Source organism: Rhizobium sp. No.120, assembly GCF_054558365.1.
The window spans coordinates 866442-886800 of sequence record NZ_BAAJNQ010000002.1; the positions used below are offsets into that span (position 1 = coordinate 866442).

Annotated in this window: 19 protein-coding genes; 12 read left to right on the forward strand and 7 right to left on the reverse strand. The window is 60.0% G+C overall.

All coding sequences use genetic code 11. The features are described from left to right. The first annotated feature begins 13 nt into the window (after positions 1 to 13). The 3 genes from ACYJRZ_RS09920 (at position 14) to ACYJRZ_RS09930 (ending at position 3734) form a co-directional block, all read left to right on the forward strand. The gene (locus ACYJRZ_RS09920) at positions 14 to 1024 is read left to right on the forward strand and encodes a ligase-associated DNA damage response exonuclease (RefSeq protein ID WP_459458426.1); all 1011 of its coding nucleotides are present in this window, start codon (positions 14 to 16) and stop codon (positions 1022 to 1024) included. Further along, positions 1024 to 2661: a cisplatin damage response ATP-dependent DNA ligase gene (locus ACYJRZ_RS09925; RefSeq protein WP_459458428.1), complete on the forward strand. Its 1638-nt coding sequence runs from the start codon at positions 1024 to 1026 to the stop codon at positions 2659 to 2661. The genes ACYJRZ_RS09920 and ACYJRZ_RS09925 overlap by 1 nt, the downstream gene beginning before the upstream one ends. Before the next feature lie 89 nt (positions 2662 to 2750). Beyond that, entirely contained in the window at positions 2751 to 3734 is a 984-nt protein-coding gene (locus ACYJRZ_RS09930) for an alpha/beta hydrolase family protein (protein ID WP_459458430.1), read from the forward strand. Positions 3735 to 3791: 57 nt separating this feature from the next. On the opposite strand, the gene scpA is transcribed toward ACYJRZ_RS09930, so the two are convergent. Next, positions 3792 to 5924, reverse strand: coding sequence for a methylmalonyl-CoA mutase (scpA, locus tag ACYJRZ_RS09935; protein ID WP_459458432.1), 2133 nt, complete (start codon positions 5922 to 5924; stop codon positions 3792 to 3794). A gap of 253 nt (positions 5925 to 6177) precedes the next feature. Beyond that, the gene (locus tag ACYJRZ_RS09940; protein ID WP_459458434.1) at positions 6178 to 7524 is read right to left on the reverse strand and encodes a methylmalonyl-CoA mutase family protein; all 1347 of its coding nucleotides are present in this window, start codon (positions 7522 to 7524) and stop codon (positions 6178 to 6180) included. 170 nt (positions 7525 to 7694) lie between these two features. On the opposite strand from ACYJRZ_RS09940, the gene ACYJRZ_RS09945 reads away from it, so the two are divergent. From ACYJRZ_RS09945 to ACYJRZ_RS09965, 5 genes are all read left to right on the forward strand, one after another. Continuing rightward, positions 7695 to 8498, forward strand: coding sequence for a L,D-transpeptidase (locus ACYJRZ_RS09945; RefSeq protein WP_459458436.1), 804 nt, complete (start codon positions 7695 to 7697; stop codon positions 8496 to 8498). Between the two features lie 160 nt (positions 8499 to 8658). Continuing rightward, positions 8659 to 9390 carry a L,D-transpeptidase family protein gene (locus ACYJRZ_RS09950; protein ID WP_459458438.1) on the forward strand — a complete coding sequence of 244 codons (732 nt, stop codon included), beginning with the start codon at positions 8659 to 8661 and terminating at the stop codon, positions 9388 to 9390. 253 nt (positions 9391 to 9643) lie between these two features. Next, positions 9644 to 10066, forward strand: a complete 423-nt coding sequence (locus ACYJRZ_RS09955) for an organic hydroperoxide resistance protein (protein ID WP_459458440.1) — start codon at positions 9644 to 9646, stop codon at positions 10064 to 10066. A gap of 129 nt (positions 10067 to 10195) precedes the next feature. Then, positions 10196 to 10579: an antitoxin Xre/MbcA/ParS toxin-binding domain-containing protein gene (locus ACYJRZ_RS09960; protein WP_459458442.1), complete on the forward strand. Its 384-nt coding sequence runs from the start codon at positions 10196 to 10198 to the stop codon at positions 10577 to 10579. Continuing rightward, positions 10539 to 11309 (forward strand): RES family NAD+ phosphorylase, encoded by a 771-nt coding sequence (locus ACYJRZ_RS09965; protein WP_459458444.1) that lies wholly within the window; start codon positions 10539 to 10541, stop codon positions 11307 to 11309. Before ACYJRZ_RS09960 ends, ACYJRZ_RS09965 begins: the two co-directional genes overlap by 41 nt. Here ACYJRZ_RS09965 and ACYJRZ_RS09970 read toward each other — a convergent pair. Beyond that, positions 11296 to 11742, reverse strand: coding sequence for a MarR family winged helix-turn-helix transcriptional regulator (locus tag ACYJRZ_RS09970; RefSeq protein WP_069613861.1), 447 nt, complete (start codon positions 11740 to 11742; stop codon positions 11296 to 11298). The two genes, ACYJRZ_RS09965 and ACYJRZ_RS09970, sit on opposite strands and share 14 nt — an antisense overlap. A 71-nt stretch (positions 11743 to 11813) precedes the next feature. Here ACYJRZ_RS09970 and ACYJRZ_RS09975 point away from each other — a divergent pair, with 71 nt between their 5' ends. Next, positions 11814 to 12539 (forward strand): DUF899 domain-containing protein, encoded by a 726-nt coding sequence (locus tag ACYJRZ_RS09975; protein ID WP_459458447.1) that lies wholly within the window; start codon positions 11814 to 11816, stop codon positions 12537 to 12539. A gap of 218 nt (positions 12540 to 12757) precedes the next feature. After that, a complete protein-coding gene (locus ACYJRZ_RS09980) occupies positions 12758 to 13534 on the forward strand; it encodes a VOC family protein (RefSeq protein WP_459458449.1) in 777 nt (258 codons plus the stop codon). A gap of 131 nt (positions 13535 to 13665) precedes the next feature. Here the strand turns inward: ACYJRZ_RS09980 and ACYJRZ_RS09985 are convergent, their stop codons facing one another. After that, positions 13666 to 15177, reverse strand: a complete 1512-nt coding sequence (locus ACYJRZ_RS09985; RefSeq protein WP_459458451.1) for a helicase HerA-like C-terminal domain-containing protein — start codon at positions 15175 to 15177, stop codon at positions 13666 to 13668. Positions 15178 to 15607: 430 nt separating this feature from the next. Between ACYJRZ_RS09985 and ACYJRZ_RS09990 the strand changes: the two genes are divergently transcribed. Then, a complete protein-coding gene (locus ACYJRZ_RS09990; protein WP_112398226.1) occupies positions 15608 to 16003 on the forward strand; it encodes a hypothetical protein in 396 nt (131 codons plus the stop codon). A 316-nt stretch (positions 16004 to 16319) separates the two neighbouring features. After that, positions 16320 to 16646: a hypothetical protein gene (locus tag ACYJRZ_RS09995; protein WP_459458453.1), complete on the forward strand. Its 327-nt coding sequence runs from the start codon at positions 16320 to 16322 to the stop codon at positions 16644 to 16646. A gap of 51 nt (positions 16647 to 16697) precedes the next feature. Here the strand turns inward: ACYJRZ_RS09995 and zwf are convergent, their stop codons facing one another. The 3 genes from zwf to ACYJRZ_RS10010 form a co-directional block, all read right to left on the reverse strand. Further along, entirely contained in the window at positions 16698 to 18218 is a 1521-nt protein-coding gene (gene zwf / locus ACYJRZ_RS10000; protein WP_459458455.1) for a glucose-6-phosphate dehydrogenase, read from the reverse strand. Between the two features lie 172 nt (positions 18219 to 18390). Beyond that, complete coding sequence (tam, locus tag ACYJRZ_RS10005; protein WP_459458457.1) at positions 18391 to 19161, reverse strand: trans-aconitate 2-methyltransferase; 771 nt, start codon at positions 19159 to 19161, stop codon at positions 18391 to 18393. A 58-nt stretch (positions 19162 to 19219) separates the two neighbouring features. Next, positions 19220 to 20260 carry a zinc-dependent alcohol dehydrogenase family protein gene (locus ACYJRZ_RS10010; protein ID WP_459458459.1) on the reverse strand — a complete coding sequence of 347 codons (1041 nt, stop codon included), beginning with the start codon at positions 20258 to 20260 and terminating at the stop codon, positions 19220 to 19222. Positions 20261 to 20359 lie beyond the last annotated feature (99 nt).

A 20359-nucleotide genomic window follows, 5' to 3' on the forward strand; every position in this document is an offset into this window, starting at 1 on the left:
ATCCTCTTAAATCATGAGACCCGATCAACTGCTTTATCCGGCGCCTGAGGGCTTGTTCTGCCCGATCGGCGGCTTCCATATCGACCCCGTGCAACCGGTCGCTCGCGCACTCATCACGCATGGCCATTCGGACCACGCTCGTTCCGGCCACGCGCATGTGCTCGCCACCCGCCAGACACTCGATATCATGCGCATTCGCTATGGCGATGATTTTGCCGGCTCTGAGCAGGCAATGGGCTTCGGCGAGGAGGTGACGATCAACGGTGTCAAGGTGCAGTTCCATCCTGCCAGTCACGTCCTGGGTTCGGCTCAGATCGCAGTGGAGAAGGATGGATTGCGCATCGTGGTCTCAGGCGATTACAAGCGCCGGCCGGATCCGACCTGTGAAGCCTATGTGCCGGTCCCCTGTGATGTCTTCATCACCGAGGCCACTTTCGGTCTGCCGGTCTTTCACCATCCCGATCCGATGTCCGAAACGCGCAAGCTCCTGGCCTCGCTACGCCAGTTTCCGGAGCGAACGCATCTGATCGGAGCCTATGCGCTCGGTAAGGCGCAGCGCGTTATCCGCCTCCTGCGCGATGCAGGCTACGACAAGCCGATCTATATTCACGGGGCATTGGAGACGCTCTGCGACTATTATGTCAGCCAGGGCATCGCGCTCGGCGAAATCAAGCCGGCCACCATCGAAAGCCGCGATCAGTCGATCTTCCACGGTGCCGTCGTCGTCGGTCCGCCCTCCGCGTTTCAGGATCGCTGGGCGCGGCGCTTTCACGATCCTCTGCCGGCTTTCGCCTCCGGCTGGATGATGGTGCGCCAGCGCGCCAAGCAGCTCGGTGTCGAGCTGCCGCTTGTAATCTCCGATCATTGCGACTGGCCCGAATTGACCGAGACGATCTCCGATCTGAAGCCGAGCGAAGTCTGGGTCACCCATGGCCGCGAAGAGGCGCTGGTGCGCTGGTGCGAGCTGCAGGGCATCGCCGCCAAGCCGCTGCATCTTATCGGCTATGAAGACGAGGGCGATTGATGAAAGCCTTTGCCAATCTTCTCGACCGCCTGGTGCTGACGCCGAGCCGCAACGGCAAGCTGAAGCTGCTGACCGATTATTTTCGCGATACGCCAGATCCTGACCGTGGCTATGGACTGGCGGCCATCGCCGGCACGCTCGAGGTGCGCAACGTCAAGCCCGCGATGCTGCGCGAGCTCGTTCTCGAGCGCATGGACGAGGTGCTGTTCCGCTATTCCTACGACTATGTCGGCGATCTCGCCGAAACGATCTCGCTGGTATGGGACAAGGAGAGCGATATCGAGCGTCCTGCCGGAGAGCAGCCGAAGCTCGGTGATGTCATCCGCCGCATGAATGCGCTTGGACGCACCGAGGTGCGCAGCTTCGTGCGTGATCTGCTTGATCGGCTGGATACGTCGGGCCGGTTTGCCTTTTTAAAGCTCGCGACGGGTGCGATGCGCATCGGCGTTTCGGCTCGCCTCGCCAAGCAGGCGCTGGCCGAGCTGAGCGGCAAGGATGTGACGGAGATCGAGACGTTGTGGCATGGCTTGCAGCCGCCCTACGAGAGCCTGTTCCACTGGCTTGAGGGCAAGGGCGAGCGGCCGATATTGGCTACACCCGCGATCTTCCATTCCGTCATGCTCGCAAACCCGGTCGAGCCGGGCGATCTCCACGGGCTCGACCCCCGCGATTTCGCCGCCGAATGGAAGTGGGATGGTATCCGCGTTCAGCTTTCGCGATCTGGGCAAACGAGTAAGCTCTATTCTCGCTCCGGCGACGATATTTCCGGCGCCTTTCCCGACGTTGTGGATGCCATGAATTTCGAGGGCGTCATGGACGGTGAGCTGCTGGTCGGCGGCACGGTGCGTTCCAACAGCCCGACACGCAGCTTTTCCGATCTGCAGCAGCGCCTCAATCGTAAGACCGTGACGGCAAAGATGCTGGACGAATTCCCGGCCTTCATCCGCGCCTACGATCTTCTTTTCGATGGTGCCGAGGATGTCCGCGCCCGCGGCTTTCTCGATCGGCGCGAGCGGCTGACGGAGATTATCGACGCAGCACCGCACGACCGCTTCGATCTGTCGCCGCTCGTCGATTTCATTTCTTGGGAGGAGCTCGACCGGCTGCGCTCCTCGCCGCCAGACCCGGTTATCGAAGGTGTGATGATCAAGCGCAAAGACAGCGCCTATCTCGCGGGCCGCGCCAAAGGCCCCTGGTTCAAATGGAAGCGAGATCCCTATAATGTCGATGCCGTGCTGATGTATGCACAGCGCGGCCACGGAAAGCGCTCCAGCTACTATTCCGATTTCACCTTCGGCGTTTGGTCGCTGACGCCGGAGGGCGAGCAGCTGGTTCCGGTCGGCAAGGCCTATTTCGGCTTTACCGATGCCGAGCTGGAGGTGCTCGACAAATTCGTGCGCAACAATACGGTCGATCGTTTCGGGCCTGTGCGCGCCGTGCGCGCCGATCGCGATTTCGGCTTCGTGCTCGAAGTTGCCTTCGAAGGTATCAATCGCTCCACCCGCCACAAGTCTGGCGTTGCCATGCGCTTTCCCCGCATTGCAAGGCTACGGCCCGACAAGCCGCCCTACGAGGCCGACAGGCTGGAAACTTTGATCGCGATGATTGACGCCAAGGCTCCCGTTGTCGATGAATAGCGCAGGGCGATTCCTCACCACAAAGTGAGTTGGCCCTGCCTTTCAACCCGTGCAGATTTGCGCTGCGCCGGGATATTTGGACAGAGCTCATGACCATGTCTGACGACAACGTATTTCGTCCCAATCGCCGCGGCGTTCTTGCCGGCATCGCCGTCACGCTTTTTGCGCCATCCATCGTTCGGGCTGCCGATGATAGCACCACAGGCAGCAAGCCCGCCGAGACAAAGGCGATCGCTCGGAGCGATGAAAAGGCCGAGGATGCTCCGCCGCTCCTTTCGGGCGACTATGCCAAGGAACGCCGCCTGTTTCGAACCGACCTTGTGAGCAAGGGACCTGCTCCCGATATCTATGAACCCTTGGTGACGCCATCGACCGCCGAGCGGCTTTTCTATCGCAGCGGCGTTGGCGAGGAGCTGGAACTCGTTGCCTGGGTTTCCCGCTATACGCGTTCGGAGAAGCCGAAGCCGGCCGTGTTGTTCCTGCATGGCGGCAATGCCATCGGCCAGGGGCATTGGCAGCTGATGAAGCCCTATGTCGAGGCCGGCTACGTCGTCATGATCCCCTCCATGCGTGGAGAAAACGGCCAGAAGGGCAATTTTTCGGGTTTTTACGACGAAGTTGCCGATGTGCTGGCCGCTTCCAACCGGCTGCGGCATCTGCCTGGAGTCGATCCGCACCGTATGTTCCTGGCCGGACACAGCATCGGCGGCACGCTCGCCATGCTGGCAGCCATGTCGACCCATCGCTTCCGGGCGGTCGCCCCCATATCAGGCAATCCGGATGCCTATGCCTTCTTCGGCCGCTACCCGCAGGATATTCGGTTCAACACCAGGAACCCGCGCGAATACCAGATGCGTTCGCCGCTCTGCTATGCGCATAGCTTCAAGAGCCCGATAAAGCTGTTTCACGGCACGGAAGAGGGGCATTTCGATTCGCGCCTGGCATTGCTTTCGAAACGGGCAGCGGCCGCCGGCGTGAAGATCGAAATGGCGACGGTAACGGGTAGCCACAATTCGGCTTTGCCGGGCGAAATCGCTCAGAGTATCGAGTTCTTCAAGAGCGTGGCCGTCTAAAGCAGCTCCCTAAAAAAGCAGCGCGGGAGATAAGCCGAACCGCTCTGGGAGTCGAACTTACGCCATCAGCTTCTCGATCAGCGCAGTCGCCGCTTCCGCAATCACGGTTCCGGGCGGGAAGATCGCGTCGGCGCCGGCTGCCTCTAACGCTGCGAAATCCTGCGGTGGAATGACGCCGCCGACCGCGATCAGAATATTGCGGGCATGGCGCCGAGTGAGCGCTTCCTTCAATTCCGGCACCAGCGTCAGATGGCCTGCGGCCAAAGACGACGCGCCAACGATATCGACGCCTTCGCGAACGGCGACATCGGCGACCTCCTCAGGCGTCTGGAACATGGCGCCGACGACCACATCGAAACCGAGATCGGCAAAGGCCGTCGCAATCACCTTTTGTCCGCGGTCATGGCCGTCCTGGCCCATCTTGGCGATGAGGATGCGGGGTTTTTCGCCGCGTGCCTTGCGGAAGGCTTCGACCTTGGCAACGGCCTTGTTGAAGGCGGGATCGGTATCGCCTACTTCCTGACGATAGACGCCCGAGATGGTCCTGATCTCTGCAACATGCCGGCCATAGGCCTTTTCCAACGCCAGCGAAATTTCGCCGACCGTGGCTCTTGCCCTTGCCGCCCTTACTGCGAAGTCGAGCAGGTTGCCGGTACCGTTGCGCGCGGCATCCGTCAATGCGTCGAGAGCAGTCTCGACGGCGGCCGTCTCGCGTGTGCCCTTCAGCTGTTGCAGCTTGGAAAGCTGGCGTGCCCGTACTTCGGAATTGTCGACCTTCAATACGTCGACTTCGATATCCTGCTCCGGCTTGGAAAAATTGACACCGACGACCGTTTGATGGCCGCTGTCGATGCGCGCCTGCGTGCGTGCGGCGGCCTCTTCGATGCGAAGCTTCGGGATGCCCTTCTCGATCGCCTTTGCCATGCCGCCAAGTGCCTCGACTTCCTCGATATGGGCAAGGGCGCGTACGGCGAGATCATGGGTGAGCCGTTCGACATAGGCCGAGCCGCCCCAGGGGTCGATGATGCCTGTTGTCCTCGATTCCTTCTGCAGCAGGATCTGCGTGTTGCGGGCGATGCGAGCGGAATGATCGGTCGGCAATGCCAGCGCTTCGTCGAAGGAGTTGGTATGGAGCGACTGGGTATGTCCCTGCGTTGCCGCCATGGCCTCGACCATCGTACGGATGATGTTGTTCATGGGGTCCTGAGCCGTCAGCGACCAGCCCGAGGTCTGGCTGTGGGTCCTGAGCGCCAAGGATTTCTGGTCCTTCGGCGCGAAATTCCTCTGCATCAGCGCGGCCCAGATCAGCCGTGCCGCGCGCATCTTGGCGACTTCCATGAAGAAGTTCATGCCGACGGCCCAGAAGAAGGAAAGGCGGGGGGCGAAACTGTCGATATCGAGGCCGGCGGCAACGCCGGCGCGCGCATATTCGATGCCGTCGGCGATCGTATAGGCGAGCTCCAGATCTGCCGTCGCTCCGGCTTCCTGCATATGGTAACCGGAGATCGAGATGGAATTGAATTTCGGCATGCGCTGGCTGGTGTAGCTGAAGATGTCCGAAACGATGCGCATCGAGGGCTGCGGCGGATAGATATAGGTATTGCGAACCATGAACTCCTTGAGGATGTCGTTCTGGATCGTGCCCGACAGCTTGTCCTCGGAAACGCCCTGTTCCTCCGCCGCGACGATATAAAGCGCCATGATCGGCAGCACCGCGCCATTCATGGTCATCGAGACGCTCATCTCATCAAGCGGAATGCCGTCGAAGAGCTGGCGCATATCGAGGATGGAATCGATCGCCACACCCGCCATGCCGACATCGCCCGCGACACGCGGATGATCGCTGTCATAGCCGCGATGGGTGGCAAGATCGAATGCGACGGAGAGCCCTTTCTGGCCGGCGGCAAGATTGCGGCGATAGAAGGCGTTGGATTCTTCCGCAGTGGAGAAGCCGGCATATTGGCGGATGGTCCAGGGCTGCTGGACATACATTGTCGGGTAGGGGCCGCGCACAAATGGTGCAGCGCCGGGATAGGTGTCCAGAAAGTTGAGGCCGGCGAGGTCGCTTTCATTATAGGTGCGCTTGACGGCGATGCCTTCGGGGGTCTCCCAGGTGGAGGCGTCGATTGTTGGCGCCGTTGCTTGCGGCTTGACCCAGGGGATGGTGGTGAAGTCGGGAATCTTGGTCATGCAGCGGATGCCTCCGTGACGGTGGAGGCTGCGTTACCCCCCTCTGTCGCTTTCGCGACATCTCCCCCACAAGGGGGGAGATTGGAAACTCGCGGAACCTTTCTGCCCCAAGCGAATATCGCATCTGCGGCAGCAAAGATTGCCATTCCCGCTGCGGTTAAATTCTTGCGCGAAACGATCTCCCCCGTTGTGGGGGAGATGTCACGAAGTGACAGAGGGGGGTGCGCACTCCCAGCGAATTCAGCAATTGCCATTATGACACCACCTCATCCAACCGCACCGGCATCAACCCCATCCCGCCGGCAATCGCACCCAAAGGTCCCAAAACCGCCACCGGCCTTTCCGTCTTCATCGCAAACAGCGTCGTCCCCACGATTGGCTTGGCGATGCGGCTCTCGCGCGCCTCCGCCACCATCGCCGCCAGCCCACCGCTGGAAATGACCTTCGCCAATCCGCCGTTACTTTCGATATGGGTGAAAATATCCCAGGCTCGCTCGGCCAGTGCATCGGTCTGCGCCTCAATGCCACCGGCTCCAGCGGCAGGGTCGAGGACATGATCGAGATGGCTTTCGGCGATTAAAATCGTCTGCGTGTTGCGTGCCAGGCGCCGTGCCAGCGGATCGGGAATGCCGTGTGTCAGGCTATGCGGCAGAACGCAGATCTCGTCGGCGCCGCCGACGCCGGCTGAAAAGACCGCGATCGTATTGCGCAGAATATTCGTCTCCGGATCGAGCCGGGTCAGCATGCGATAGCTCGTCTCTGCAAAGAGATGCGCCGGCTGCGGGTTGGTGACGCCGCAGGCCTCGGCGATCCGGGTAAAGATCAGCCGCGCCGCCCGCATCTTCGCGATCGTCGTGAGCTGGTTCTGATCGGCCGAAAGGCAGACACTGGTTGCTGCAAGCGATGCTTCCGGCGAAAGGCCGGACTCTTCAAGCCGTCGCAAATGGCCGACAAGGCTGGCGGCCATCACCGCAAGCTCCTGAGCCTCGGTTCCGCCGGCATTGTGGACGGCGCGGCCATCGGCGTTGACGATCGTGCCCGTGAGGCTGTGCTCGGCGAAGCGCTTGATATCATTTGTTAAGTCGGCCTGCCTGCCGTCATAAGAAAAGACATCGAAACCGAGATGCAATGTCTTGGCCGCCGGATCTGCAAGCGAAGAAACCAGAGCGTCGACGGTGTCAGCTGCGAAGCCGTCGAAACGCAGGACGGCGGTTTGGTGCGATATCGCCACCAACGCGAGGGGTAGGCCGGGGCCTTGCCCGTCGATGCCGGTGCCGAAGGCGGAGGCGGAGGTTTTGGAGGTGAGGCAGATGCCGTTGGCGCCGTTGGCAAGATCGTCGCCGAGCTGTGCCGTTGCCCGCTCGATATCCGGATCGTCCATGCGCTGCGTCACCGTCCAGGGAAGGTCTGCCCGCCGGCGAGAGAGCGGCGCATAATCGCGACATCTCTCATAAAGCGGTTGGATGGCGATGCCATCGTCGGTTCGCGAAACCAGCGCTTCCTGGAAATCCTTGCCTTTCAGCGCCCGCTCCACCAGCTTCAGCCACGTGTTGTGGTCGGTCTGGCCGAAGATGCTCGAGTCGAGACTGTCGATATTCATGCGATCCTCCGTCCGACAATGGTCTAGCCCATGATGCCGCACGGGAAAACAGAAGTTTGGCCGATCCATGCAATATCTTCGCTCGCGCTGTTTGGTGATCGACGCCAGCCTCGCTCCAGCCGCGGCAGTCATTATGCGGCCGATCCGATGTGTCCCAACTGGTTCCGATAATGGCCGACCTGCTGCCCGTTTCCCGCCGCCTGCTCGCTCTTGCTTCTCTGACAGCATTGTCCGCGTGCAGCATCATTCCCGATACGGGTGCCACCGACCCGGATCGTTTCGTGCAGGAAACCACGCCGGTCTTCTATCGTCCCGAGGGTATCGAGCCGAATAGGGTGAAGCGGCTGCCGGTGCAGCCGGTGCCGCAGGCGCGCGATCTTTTCCAGACGCAATTCCATCAGACCTATGGTCTGCCGACCTTTAATCCAGTGCATCAGGCGATGTATGCCCAGCGTAGCGAGGATGATTTCACACTGCCGGCCATTCCCTACAAGCGCATCGATCCGCGCTTCCTGCGGCAGGAAGTGGATTACCAGACCAAGGAGCGGCCCGGCACCATCGTTGTCGATACGCGCGACCATTTCCTGTATTTCGTCGAATCGGGCGGCAAGGCAATGCGCTATGGCGTCGGGCTAGGTGCCGCCGGTTATGCCTGGCATGGCAGGGGCGTAATCCAATGGAAGCAAAAGTGGCCGCGCTGGACTCCGCCCGCCGAGATGGTTGCACGCGACCCGCAGATCAGGCCGCTATCGGCCGAGCGCGGCGGCATGAATCCGGGGCCGACCAACCCGCTTGGCGCGCGTGCGCTCTATATCTATCAGAACGGCCGCGATACGCTTTATCGGGTTCACGGTACGCCGGATTGGCAGTCGATCGGCAAGGCAGCATCCTCTGGATGTGTCCGCATGCTCAATCAGGATGTGATGGATCTCTACAGTCGGGTGCCTGAAAAGGCGGAAATTGTCGTTCTGTAGCGGTAATTTACCACAAATTTTCGTGATGTTGCATAAGTGCGATAGTCGCGATGATTAGCGCTCTTTAGTTTTGCTTCTGTCTCTGCGAACCTCTCGGGGAACCGAATCAGCCCGTTGTCGCGGGTTTCGCTTCCTCCACCAAAGGAACTATGCTGTCGACATGAGCCTTCCTTCATCCCTATCCCGACGTAATTTCCTCGCTCTTGCTGGTCTCGGCGCTGTTTCGACGCTTGCCAGCTGTGCCTCCACCATCAACAGCGGCCCCGTCGTCAGCCCGGTTCAATATACCGGCTCGCCCAGGCCGTTCCGCAGCTGGTTCTCCAGCTATGATGGCGAGCAGCCCGATCCGGCCGTAATCTATGCCTCCGTCGAGGATGGCGGCTTCATCATTCCGGCGGTTCCCTATCAGCAGATCGATCCGCGCTTCTATCGTCAGCGGGTAATCGACCCCACGGGTGAAGCTCCCGGCAGCGTGATCGTCAACACCACGCAGCGCATGCTCTATGTCACCGAGCAAGGCGGCACCGCGATGCGCTACGGCATCGGCGTCGGCCGTGAAGGCTTTGCCTGGCAGGGCCGGGGAGTCATCCAGTGGCGCAAGAAATGGCCGCGCTGGAATCCGCCGGACGAAATGGTCGCCCGCCAGCCCGAACTCGTGAAATATTCCATCGCCAATGGCGGCATGGACCCGGGCCTGAAGAACCCGCTGGGAGCGCGCGCTCTCTATATTTTCGAAGACAAGCAGGATTCGCTTTACCGCCTGCACGGCAATCCGGATTGGCGCTCCATCGGCAAGGCCGTTTCCTCCGGCTGCGTCCGTCTGCTCAACCAGGATGTCATCGATCTCTATGATCGCGTTCCCGAACGAGCGCCGATCCTAGTCACGGCCTGATCCACATTATTGAAAAAGGGGCGCCGCTGGCGCCCTTTTTGTTTGCGGTCCCGACAGGAAGTACCCGGCGCCCCGAAGCCGATCTCAAACCGCTGCCAACTTGACCTCAGGCTGCCGGCGCTGGTCGTGCGGATTGGTTATTTCGCTCTAACGCCTGGCGTTACCATTTTTCCCAAATGAAATTGCGAAATATATGTTGCGCGCGATTAAATCGTGATGTATATAAAATTCATCCAACCGAAGGAGACATGACATGCCTATTCTCTATACCACCAAAGCTTCCGCCACCGGTGGCCGCGCCGGCCATGCAGTTTCCGAAAATGGCGTCCTTGATGTCACGCTCACCGTGCCGAAAGAACTCGGCGGCGATGGCGCGGCCGGCACCAATCCTGAGCAGCTCTTTGCGGCAGGTTATTCCGCTTGCTTCTTGGGTGCCCTAAAATTTGTCGCGGGCCAGCAGAAGGTCAAGATTCCGGAAGACGCCAAGGTCACGGCGACTGTCGGCATCGGTCCGCGCGAAGATGGTACCGGCTTCGGCATCGAAGTTTCGCTGGCTGTCCACATTCCCGGTATGGACAAGGCCGAAGCTGAAAAGCTCGCCGCTGCCGCCCACATCGTATGCCCCTACAGCCACGCCATGCGCACTTCGACTGAAGTGCCGGTTTCTGTTGTTTGAAGGCAACGCGCCGTCGGCCGATTAAAGGTCAAAAATGCGGAAATATTGAAAAGGAGCGGCAGTTTGATCTGCCGCTTCTTTTCTTTTGCAAGAAAAATGCTATATCTTTTCTTAGGAAAGGAAATAGCCATGATAAAGGCACAGGCAATAGGCCGGACGATGCCCGGCGAAGCACTCGTCATAACTAAGGCCGTCGTCAACGCTGCCGAAAGGCTGGGATTGAACGCCCGTATCCTGGCGGCCATCATCGGCGTATCTGAGGCGACGGTATCGCGCATGAAGCGGCAGGATCATCTGTTGGAGCGTGATAGCAAGCCTTTCGAACTTGCCGTGCTTCTTGTTCGTCTCTTCCGTTCGCTCGACGCTATCGTTGGCGGTGACGAGGCTGTGGCGCGGCAATGGCTGCGTAACAGCAATATCGCCTTTGGCGCAGCGCCGATCGACAAGATCATCTCGATTTCTGGTTTGACCGATGTCCTTGCCTATCTGGACGCCCGCCGCGCTCTCGTCTGAGGCGAGGGCCATTTCCGGCCAATATTGGCGGCTGGTGGAATCGCAGCATCAGGTCTCGACGCTGAAGCTTGTCGATACGTTGGAGGAGCAGGCCCTTCTCGAGAGCATCCTGGAAGAAAGCAAGCCGGTTCTGCCGCCTGAATGCGCCGGGCTCGACTATCTGCTTGCCACCCCCTTCCGTTATGGCGCCATTTATCCCCACGGTTCCCGTTTCCGACGCGCCGGCCGTACGCTCGGCGTTTTCTACGCCTCGGAGCAGGTGGAGACGGCCCTGGCGGAGATGAGCTTCTATCGGCTGCTCTTCTTTCGTGATTCCCCCGATACGTCGTTGCCCGCCAATGCCGCGGAATATACCGCCTTTGCTGCAGCGATCGCGACGAACACGGCGATCGATCTGACAGTGCCTCCCTTGGATCGCGATCTGAAACTCTGGACAGATCCGATCAACTACGAGGCTTGCCAGTCGCTTGCGGAAGCGGCCCGAGCCGGCGGCATCGAGACAATCCTCTATCGTTCTGTCCGTGATCCTCGCGGAGGCATGAATATAGCGCTGCTCACGGCCAAAGCCTTCTCCGCCCGCGAACCCGTCGAACGCCAGACCTGGCGCATCCGGCTGTCGCGTGTCGGCGTGCAGGCGCTCTGCGAATTCCCCCGGCGGCGTATCGGCTTCGAAAGGCAGGATTTCGAGGGTGATCCGCGATTGTCTGAGGCGCAGTTCAAAGCAGAATAGCGAGATCGCTGCGCAGGCGGTCGCCATTGCCGTCGGGCAGCCGCTCTTCGAGGGCGGCGTGCGTCGTCTTCCAGATCGGCACGGCGGCGGCTAGCGCCGCCTTTCCCGATGGTGTGAGGCTGAGTAGGCGGGCGCGGCGATCTTTTGGATTGGGCACTATGCTTACCCATCCCCGCCGTTCCAGCGGCTTCAAGGCCGCCGTCAGCGTCGTCTGGTCTATTGCCAGGAGTGCCGTGACCGATCCCATGGGCGCGGGCGCGGGCCGGTTCAGGGACATCATCAAGGAGAACTGGCCGTTGGTAAGGCCGAACGGCCGCAGCGCCTCGTCAAAGCGACGGGCAAGAGCGCGCGCTGCTCGCTGAACATGCAGGCATAGGCAGGTGTCGCGCACTAACAGTGTGGTTTCAAAGGGGATTTCGACTGCGTTTGACATGATTCATTAATATTGATATCAATATATTTGTCAAGATTTGGAAATGAAAACGCCGGAGGAGGGCGCGGACAATGAACCAGGTCGTTTCCAGAGAAGTGTGGCTCGATGCCCGCCGTCAACTGCTCGCCAAGGAAAAGGAAGCCACGCGTCTTCGCGACCGCGTCAATGCGGAACGCCTAGCCTTGCCCTGGGTAAAGGTCGATAAGGACTATATTTTCGACACGCCGGACGGCAAGAAGACGCTCGCCGATCTCTTCGACGGCCGCAGTCAGCTCATCATCTATCACTTCATGCTCGGCCCGGACTGGGATGCCGGATGCACCGGCTGCTCTTTCCTTGCCGATCATTTCGATGGCACCTTGCCGCATCTCAACAACCACGATGTCACGCTGGTTGCGGTGTCCCGCGCGCCGCTGGAGAAGGTGGAAGCCTATAAGACGCGCATGGGCTGGAAATTTCCCTGGGTGTCGTCCTTCTCCAACGATTTCAATTTCGACTATCACGTCTCTTTCACCAAAGAGCAGCTCGCCGGTGAAAAGGTGTTCTATAATTTCAACGATATGAACGCCGCCGACGGCAACGACGAGTTGCCTGGTCTTAGCGCCTTCTACAAGGATGAAGCCGGCAATATCTTCCACACCTATTCCAGCTATGCCCGCGGCGGCGAGGAAATGATCGGTACGCTGATGATCCTCGACAATGCGCCGAAGGGCCGGAATGAAGGCCACACCATGGATTTCGTGCGCCGCCACGACGAATATCAGGAGGCGGCGAAAGCGGGCTCCTGCTGCCATTGAAGCATGACGAGACTGCCAAATTTACGCCATGCGGCGCGAGGGGTCGAATTATTACGCCTTGTGCCTAGTTAAGACATGGAGCCTGCTCGCCGGGGAACGACGGTTCAACCGACTGACCATCGTTCGACCGTCACGTTCAGCGGCCATGATGTGCTTGCGCCGACATCAGGCTCAGGATGAGACGGATGACCGTCACAATCACAATAGGGAGAGAGATCATGGCAGAGAAGGGATATTTTGTCTGGTACGAGCTGATGACGACGGACATGAAGGCGGCGGAAGCCTTCTATACCAAGGTCGTCGGCTGGGATGCGGCGGATGCCGGCATGCCTGATGTCGGCATGGACTATACGCTGTTCAGCGCTGGCGCCGGCCCTGTTGCCGGTTTGATGATCTTGCCTGACGAGGCGAAGTCGATGGGCACGCCGCCCTGCTGGACCGGCTATATCGGCGTTCCCAATGTCGATGAAGCTACCAAGACCGTTGTCGCCAAGGGCGGCAAGACCTATCGCGAGCCCACGGATATTCCAGGCGTCGGCCGGTTCTCCGTCGTCTCCGATCCCTATGGCGCTGCTTTCTGCCTGTTCACCCCGCTGCCGGGCCAGGATTGGGAGCCGCCTGCGCCTGCGACACCGGGCTATTTCGGCTGGCACGAACTCTATTCCAACGACGGCCCAAAGGCCTTCGATTTCTACAGCGAAATGTTCGGCTGGGAGCTGAGCTCCGATTTCGACATGGGGCCGATGGGCAAATACAAGATCTTCAAGATCGGCGATCGAGACTTTGGCGGTATCATGACCAAGCCGGCGGAAATGCCGATGGCTGCCTGGAATTTCTACATCAATGTCCCCGCTATCGACGCCGCCGTCACCCGCATCACGGAAGGCGGCGGCAGCATCGTCAACGGCCCGATGGAGGTGCCCGGCGGCAGCTGGATCGTCCAGGCAACCGATCCGCAAGGCGCGTTCTTCTCACTGGTTGCGCCCGTGCGCTAAAGTAACACCTCTCCCTTGAGGGGGGAGGTCGCCGCAAAGCGGCGGGTGGGGGTGACATTCTTGAATTTAGAAGGATCACCCCACCCCGGAGCTTCGCTCCGACCCTCCCCCCTCAAGGGGAGGGTGATTTTCTACCGCTTCAGACTGCCGAGGATGCCTCGGACAATCGCCCGCCCGACCTGCGTCGCCACCGTGCGTGCCATGCTTTTCATCGTCGCTTCCAGGATCGTCTCGCGCTGATAGCCCGAACGGCGACCGGCGGGTTTGCCGCTATCCCCGCCGAAGCCCGGCAGCGTCCAGCCATCGCCGGCACTCTCGTTCTGCGGCGCGGCCGCCTTGCGTGCCCGCTTCGTCAGGATTTCATAGGCGGATTCGCGGTCGATCGTCTGGTCATAGACGCCTGCAACCGGGCTGCCGTTGACGATGGCCTGGCGCTCGCCATCCGTGACAGGGCCGATGCGGCCGGATGGCGGGCGGATCAGCGTGCGTTCGACGATGGAGGGTGCACCCTTGCCCTCGAGCATCGATACCAGCGCCTCGCCGGTGCCGAGCGTGGTGATGACGGTGGCGCAATCGAAGGCCGGGTTGGGTCGGAAGGTCGAGGCCGCCGTCTGCACGGCCTTCTGTTCCCGCGGCGTATAGGCGCGAAGCGCATGCTGCACGCGGTTGCCGAGCTGCGCCAGCACAGTTTCCGGCACGTCGAGCGGGTTCTGCGTGACGAAATAGACGCCGACGCCCTTGGAGCGGATCAGTCGCACCACTTGCTCTACGCGCTCGATCAACACCTTCGGCGCGTCGTTGAAAAGCAGGTGCGCCTCATCGAAGAAGAAGACCAGCTTCGGCTTTTCCGGATCACCGACTTCGGGCAGTTCCTCGAACAGTTCTGAGAGCAGCCACAACAGGAAGGTGGCATAGAGGCGCGGGTTCATCATCAGCTTATCGGCCGCAAGCACCGAAACCTGCCCGTAGCCGTCATTGCTCACCCGCATGATATCGGAGATTTTCAGCGCCGGCTCGCCGAAGAAGTTTTCCGCGCCCTGCTGTTCCAGGACAAGCATGGCGCGCTGGATCGAGCCGACCGACGATTTCGAGATCAGGCCGTATTTCGTGGAGAGCTCGCTGGCGTTTTCGCCCATATAGTTCAGCAACGCCTGCAGGTCCTTGAGATCGAGCAGCGCCAGGCCGTTCTCATCGGCGATCTTGAAGGCGATGTTGAGCGCGCCTTCTTGCGCTTCGGATGCATCCATCAAGCGTGCCAGCAGCAGTGGCCCCATCTCGGCGATGGTGGTACGCACCCGATGGCCTTTTTCGCCATAGAGGTCCCAGAAGATGACCGGGAACTGGTCGAGCTCATAGGGCAAGAGACCGATTTCCTCCGCGCGCTTCAGCAGGAAATCCTTTGGCTCGCCCTTGACGGCGATACCCGAAAGATCGCCCTTGATGTCGGCACAAAAGACGGGCACGCCGGCCTTGGAAAATCCTTCCGCCAGAACCTGCAGCGTCACCGTCTTGCCGGTGCCGGTGGCACCTGTAACGAGGCCATGACGGTTGCCGAATCTCAGCGTCAGGAATTCGTCCTTGTTGATGCTGTCATCCGGATTGCGGCTCGCGCCGACGAAAATCTGTCCATCCTGCTGCGGCATGGCGTCGTCTCCCTTAAAGCACTTCCAGCAAAAGTGCGAAGCGGTTTTGCGTCCGGAATTGCGTAAAAACAAAAAGATAGAGCGTTTTCGCGATTCGAAGAAAAGCGGAAATGCTCTAAAGCATGATGCCGAAAAGTGTCACCGGTTTTCAGACGACATCATGCTCTACCTGTTTGATCCTAGTACCGGCTGATTTTGGATCGATTCGATCCAAAATCAGCCGGTACTAGGGCGGCGGCCCAGCAGCTTCTGAAAGCTGCAGGAGCCATTCATCGATTTGTCCTGACACTGTTATAAGAACTCGCGTGAAGGGGGACAACCATTCGCATCGCGGTTCCGCTTCTGGTAGAATGATAGCCGCCGGGGCGTCTTGTGCCGGTTGCCGCATTCAGTTACGTTGACGTTAACGTTATAAAGGCAGGAGGCCACAGTGAACGAAGTTATTGATCAGATCGCGACCAAAGCCGGCATCGCTCCCGACCTTGCGGAAAAGGCCGTCGGCATGATTCTCGGTTTCCTGCAGCGCGAAGCTCCGGATGGTCCCGTCACCAAGATGATCGAATCCATTCCCGGCGCCTCCGATCTCGTTGCACAATATAACGGCGAGGAAACGGGCGGCGGCGGCCTGCTCGGCGGCCTGCTTAGCGCAGTTGGCGGTGGCGGCGGCCTGATGGCACTCGGCCAGCAGCTGATGAGCAGCGGTCTCAGCATGGGCGAAATCAGCTCGCTCGCCAAGGAAACGATTGCAACCGCTCGCCAGCACGCCGGCGACGAGGTGGTCGACCAAGTCGTCAATTCCGTCCCGGGCCTGCACCAGTTCATTTGAGGCTGGAGAGGCGTTCTCCTGATGACGAGAGAGCCGACTGGCCGATAGCCGTCGGTTTCATCCGTTGACTTCATAGGCGCGCTCCGCAGTTTACGCATCGATTCCTTCGATCTCTCGGCCTTCGCCCTTGGGCGAGGGCCGTCGCTTTTGAGGAGGCAGATTCGATGGACTATGCGGCATAACGATTTGCCAGCCAATATAGTCGCTGGGCATTGCTCGCTCAAATGTATATACGTCGCCACCCCGAAGCGGGCTTGCAACTCTTGCGCGCACATTATAGTCGATATTAAAGTTCTTCTCGGGGTAAAAGTATAAGATGAAGCGGTTTTTTGCAGTATTTGCACTTATTGGATTGGCTGGTTGCCAAGGTGGCGTTTCAAGCTATTTCCCAGGCTCAAAAGTGGTTAAAATCGATGGCGTTGAATATTCAGTGAGGCCGCTTTCGAGCAAGAACTCCTGGCAAGCGGGCCTGAATCACCCTACTGGAGCATCGCTGCTTGTTATTGATCCGACCATCTACGCTGGCAACGTGAAAGCAATGGAAGCGGCGACTGGCTGTTCCGTCCTTAGAGAGACGGTTCAAAATTCGGACAATTTCACAATCGCCGCAGTGGATTGTTCAAAATCGACGGCGAAGAACTGATAAGGTTGCGGCTGTATAGGCCGGTATCCATGGACACCGGCCCTTTCAACTCTAAACCTTCCTGCCCTTTGGCGTCCCGTCGATCTCATGCCATTTGCGGCCGTCGCGTTCGATGAGTTCGTCGGCGCAGGCAGGACCTGTGCTGCCGGGGGCGTAAGGATCGGGTTTGCCGCCTTCTGCCCAGAGGTCGAGGAAGGGCTGCACGGCGGCCCAGCCGGCTTCGATGCCGTCGGCGCGCTGGAAGAGTGTCTGGTCGCCGACGAAGAGTTCGTAGAACAAGCTCTCGTAACCGGTCTGCTTGCCGATGTCGAAACTGTCGGCATAGCGGAAGTCGAGCGAAACCGGCGCGGTTTTCAGCACCAGCCCCGGCGATTTGATCGAGATTTCCATGTCGAGGCCTTCGTCGGGCTGCACCTGGATGATGAGTCTGTTCGGCGGCAGCTCGGGACGGGATTCGTGGCGCGGGAATTGGGCGAAGGGTACTGGCCGGAAGGTAATGACCACTTCCGTATCACGGGCTTTCATCGCCTTGCCTGTGCGTAGGTAGAAGGGCACGCCGGCCCAGCGCCAGGTATCGACAAAGAGCTTCAGCGCCACGAAGGTTTCGGTGTTGCTGTCGGGTGCGACATCGGGCGTCTGGGTAAAGGCGGGCAGATCCCTGCCAGCAATCGGGCCGGCCGTATAGGCGCCGCGCACGCCGTTCTTGATTGCCTCCTCCCGCGAGTAGACGCGCAGGGCTTTCAGCACCTTGCCCTTTTCATTGCGGATGGATTCGGCATCGAAGCTGTTTGGCGGTTCCATCGCCACCATCGCCAGCAGCTGGAAGAGATGGTTCGGTATCATGTCGCGAAGCGCGCCGGTCGCATCATAGAATTTGCCGCGCGTGCCGACATCCACGAGTTCGGCCGCCGTGATCTGCACGTGGTCGATATAGTTATTGTTCCACAGCGCCTCGATCATCATGTTGGCAAAGCGCGTCGTCATGATGTTCTGCACCGTTTCCTTGCCGAGGAAATGGTCGATGCGATAGATCTGGCTTTCGGACACATGGTTCAGCAGCCGCGCATTCAAAGCCTGTGCCGAGGCAAGATCGTGGCCGAAGGGTTTTTCGATCGCGATGCGGCGGAAGGCACCGGTCGCCTCGTTCATCAGCCCGTTTTCGGAGAGTTTTTCAGCAATGTCGCCGAAGAAGCGCGGCGGCACGGCGAAATAGAAGGCCGCGTTGGCGCTGGCCGCATGCGAGAGATAATCCGCGATTTCCTTGTAGACGCCGTTCTGGGTGAAGTCGCCGGAAATATAGCTGATGCGCTTGCGCAGGCTCTGCCATGCCGCCTGCCGCTCCGGATCGTCCATATCGCCGGAGGTCTTCAGAAATGATTCCAGACGATCCAGCAGCATGTCGACGCCGCCTGTCTCGATGCCGATGCCGAGAATATGCAGATCCTCGCCAATAAGCCCGCTGCGGGTCATGTTGATGAGCGTCGGGATCAGCAGGCGCCGCGTAAGGTCGCCGGCAGCACCGAAGATCACGAATGTCAGCGGCGGAGCCGGTGCGACGTCGGGGGTGGTCATGCGCGCATCTCCTTCTGGCGGCCATATTCTGGGCTTCTGGACGACATCGACTATCTCCTCGGAGCTGTTGCTGTTTCAGCTTTGGCTTGTCATGTTCTAGCGCGGGCCGACGCCGGTTGTCGATGGGATCGACGCACCGTCGTCAGTCGGCATTTCGCGCCTGATAAATATCCTATTTCTTCACCGCGACCAGGAAGAGCCGCGGAAAGCGCAACAGCACCTTGCCGTCGACAAGCGGCGGATAGGCCTGCTCGATATGCTTCAGATATTCGGCGGTGAAGGCATCGCGATGCTCCTCGCCGGCATGGTCGAGATAGGGGCGCAGGCCCGTGCCCTTCACCCATTCGACAATGGCTGCCGCATTTTTCAGCACGTGATTATAGTTGGTGTGCCAGATATCGACGCGAGCTGATTTGCCGATCAGCCTGTTGTAATAGACCGAGGGCGCGGGCAGGGGATTGCGGCGTACGCTCTTTTTCGCAAAAGCCTCGCTCCAAGGACCATTCTTGGCCGTTTCCTCCATCATCAGATGGCTCTGTTCGGTGAGATTGTCGGGCATTTGCACGGCAAGAACGCCGCCAGGCTTCAGCCCGTCCATCAGGTGGTCGAGGATGTCGAGATGATTGGGCAACCACTGGAACACGGCGTTGGCAAAAAGCAGGTCGACGGGTTCTTTCGGCCGCCACGTGGTGAGATCGGCCTTTTCAAAGTGCGTGCCGGGCAAGCGCTTGCGGGCGGCCTCCAGCATATTGTCGTCGTTATCGAGGCCGGAGACGCTGGCAACACCATAGCGCTCGACGATCAGCTCGGTCGAATTGCCCGGGCCGCAACCAAGGTCGATCGCACGCTCGATCCGGGCCAGCGGCACCTGCGCCAGCAGATCGTGCGACGGGCGCGTGCGTTCATCCTCGAATTTCACATATTGGCCGGCAGACCATGCCATAAGCGTATCCTCTTCCTGGATTTGCCGTCTCTCCCGACGCGCATAGCACCGGGATATATCAGAACCGTGTAATAACGCTGATGCCCTTGCCCTCAGCCTTATCAAGCGACATCAGCGCCCGAACAGCCTCCTCCAGGCTGATCCTGCGGCCGATGAGCTTCTGTGGCGCGATCTTGCCGGCGGCGAGCATGTCGAGCATGGCATCGTAGCGCCAGGCCTGCATGCCGTGGCTGCCGTAGATTTCCAGCTCGTGGCCGATGACCTGCGCCATCGGGATCTGCGGTGTCGCATAGTCACCGAGCATGAGGCCGACCTGCACATGCCGGCCGCGCCGGCGCAGGTTCTTGATGGAGTTGAAACAGGTCGTGGGATGGCCGAGCGCATCGATCGAGACATGGGCGCCGCCTTTGGTGATTTCGCGCACCGCCTCCGCCACATCGGCAACCTCAGCTGCGTTGATCGTTGCCACCGCGCCGCATTCGCGGGCAAAGGCGAGCTTCTCGTCGGAAATGTCGATCGCGATCGCATTGGCGCCAAGGGCGCTAGCAATCATGATCGCCGATAGCCCGACGCCACCGCAGCCGTGCACGGCAATCCATTCACCGGGCCGCGTCTTCGCCTGATCGGCAACGGCGCGGAAGGAGGTGGCGAAACGGCAGCCGAGGCTTGCCGCCGTCGCGTCATCGACAGATTCTGGCAGGTGCACGAGATTGGTGTCGGCATAGTCGATTGCGACATATTCGGCGAAGGAACCCCAATGGGTGAAGCCGGGCTGGAATTGGCTGGCGCAGACCTGCTGGTTGCCGGAGTGGCACTCGGCGCAGTGGCCGCAGCCGGAGACAAAAGGAACGGTGACGCGATCGCCGACCTTGAAGCGGACAACGCCGCGCCCGGTCGCCACCACCTTGCCGGCCAGCTCATGACCCGGCACATGCGGCAGCCTGATATCCGGATCATGTCCCATCCAGCCATGCCAGTCGCTGCGGCAAAGCCCGGTTGCGCCAACAGCGATGACGACGCCATCTTCGCCTGGTGTCGGGTCTGGAAGGGTGCGGATTTCGGGGGGTGCCTCGAAGGCCTCGTAATACATCGCTTTCATGGGAGATTTCCCTCTCTCCTGACGATCCCTATGGCCCATCACTTTCGCTGATGGACTCATTCGTCAAGTTGTTGTTTCGACGCATGAAAATTGCGTTAT

What these genes read in the sequence shown, in the direction of transcription:
- ACYJRZ_RS09945 (WP_459458436.1), top strand. Translation starts at nt 7,695, where the DNA reads ATGGCCGACCTGCTGCCCGTTTCCCGCCGCCTGCTCGCTCTTGCTTCT.
- ACYJRZ_RS09920 (WP_459458426.1), top strand. Translation starts at nt 14, where the DNA reads ATGAGACCCGATCAACTGCTTTATCCGGCGCCTGAGGGCTTGTTCTGC.
- ACYJRZ_RS09985 (WP_459458451.1), bottom strand. Translation starts at nt 15,177, where the DNA reads ATGCCGCAGCAGGATGGACAGATTTTCGTCGGCGCGAGCCGCAATCCG.
- ACYJRZ_RS09980 (WP_459458449.1), top strand. Translation starts at nt 12,758, where the DNA reads ATGGCAGAGAAGGGATATTTTGTCTGGTACGAGCTGATGACGACGGAC.
- ACYJRZ_RS09995 (WP_459458453.1), top strand. Translation starts at nt 16,320, where the DNA reads ATGAAGCGGTTTTTTGCAGTATTTGCACTTATTGGATTGGCTGGTTGC.
- ACYJRZ_RS09970 (WP_069613861.1), bottom strand. Translation starts at nt 11,742, where the DNA reads ATGTCAAACGCAGTCGAAATCCCCTTTGAAACCACACTGTTAGTGCGC.
- scpA (WP_459458432.1), bottom strand. Translation starts at nt 5,924, where the DNA reads ATGACCAAGATTCCCGACTTCACCACCATCCCCTGGGTCAAGCCGCAA.
- ACYJRZ_RS09965 (WP_459458444.1), top strand. Translation starts at nt 10,539, where the DNA reads ATGTCCTTGCCTATCTGGACGCCCGCCGCGCTCTCGTCTGAGGCGAGG.
- ACYJRZ_RS09940 (WP_459458434.1), bottom strand. Translation starts at nt 7,524, where the DNA reads ATGAATATCGACAGTCTCGACTCGAGCATCTTCGGCCAGACCGACCAC.
- zwf (WP_459458455.1), bottom strand. Translation starts at nt 18,218, where the DNA reads ATGACCACCCCCGACGTCGCACCGGCTCCGCCGCTGACATTCGTGATC.
- ACYJRZ_RS09925 (WP_459458428.1), top strand. Translation starts at nt 1,024, where the DNA reads ATGAAAGCCTTTGCCAATCTTCTCGACCGCCTGGTGCTGACGCCGAGC.
- ACYJRZ_RS09955 (WP_459458440.1), top strand. Translation starts at nt 9,644, where the DNA reads ATGCCTATTCTCTATACCACCAAAGCTTCCGCCACCGGTGGCCGCGCC.
- tam (WP_459458457.1), bottom strand. Translation starts at nt 19,161, where the DNA reads ATGGCATGGTCTGCCGGCCAATATGTGAAATTCGAGGATGAACGCACG.
- ACYJRZ_RS09950 (WP_459458438.1), top strand. Translation starts at nt 8,659, where the DNA reads ATGAGCCTTCCTTCATCCCTATCCCGACGTAATTTCCTCGCTCTTGCT.
- ACYJRZ_RS09960 (WP_459458442.1), top strand. Translation starts at nt 10,196, where the DNA reads ATGATAAAGGCACAGGCAATAGGCCGGACGATGCCCGGCGAAGCACTC.
- ACYJRZ_RS09975 (WP_459458447.1), top strand. Translation starts at nt 11,814, where the DNA reads ATGAACCAGGTCGTTTCCAGAGAAGTGTGGCTCGATGCCCGCCGTCAA.
- ACYJRZ_RS10010 (WP_459458459.1), bottom strand. Translation starts at nt 20,260, where the DNA reads ATGAAAGCGATGTATTACGAGGCCTTCGAGGCACCCCCCGAAATCCGC.
- ACYJRZ_RS09930 (WP_459458430.1), top strand. Translation starts at nt 2,751, where the DNA reads ATGACCATGTCTGACGACAACGTATTTCGTCCCAATCGCCGCGGCGTT.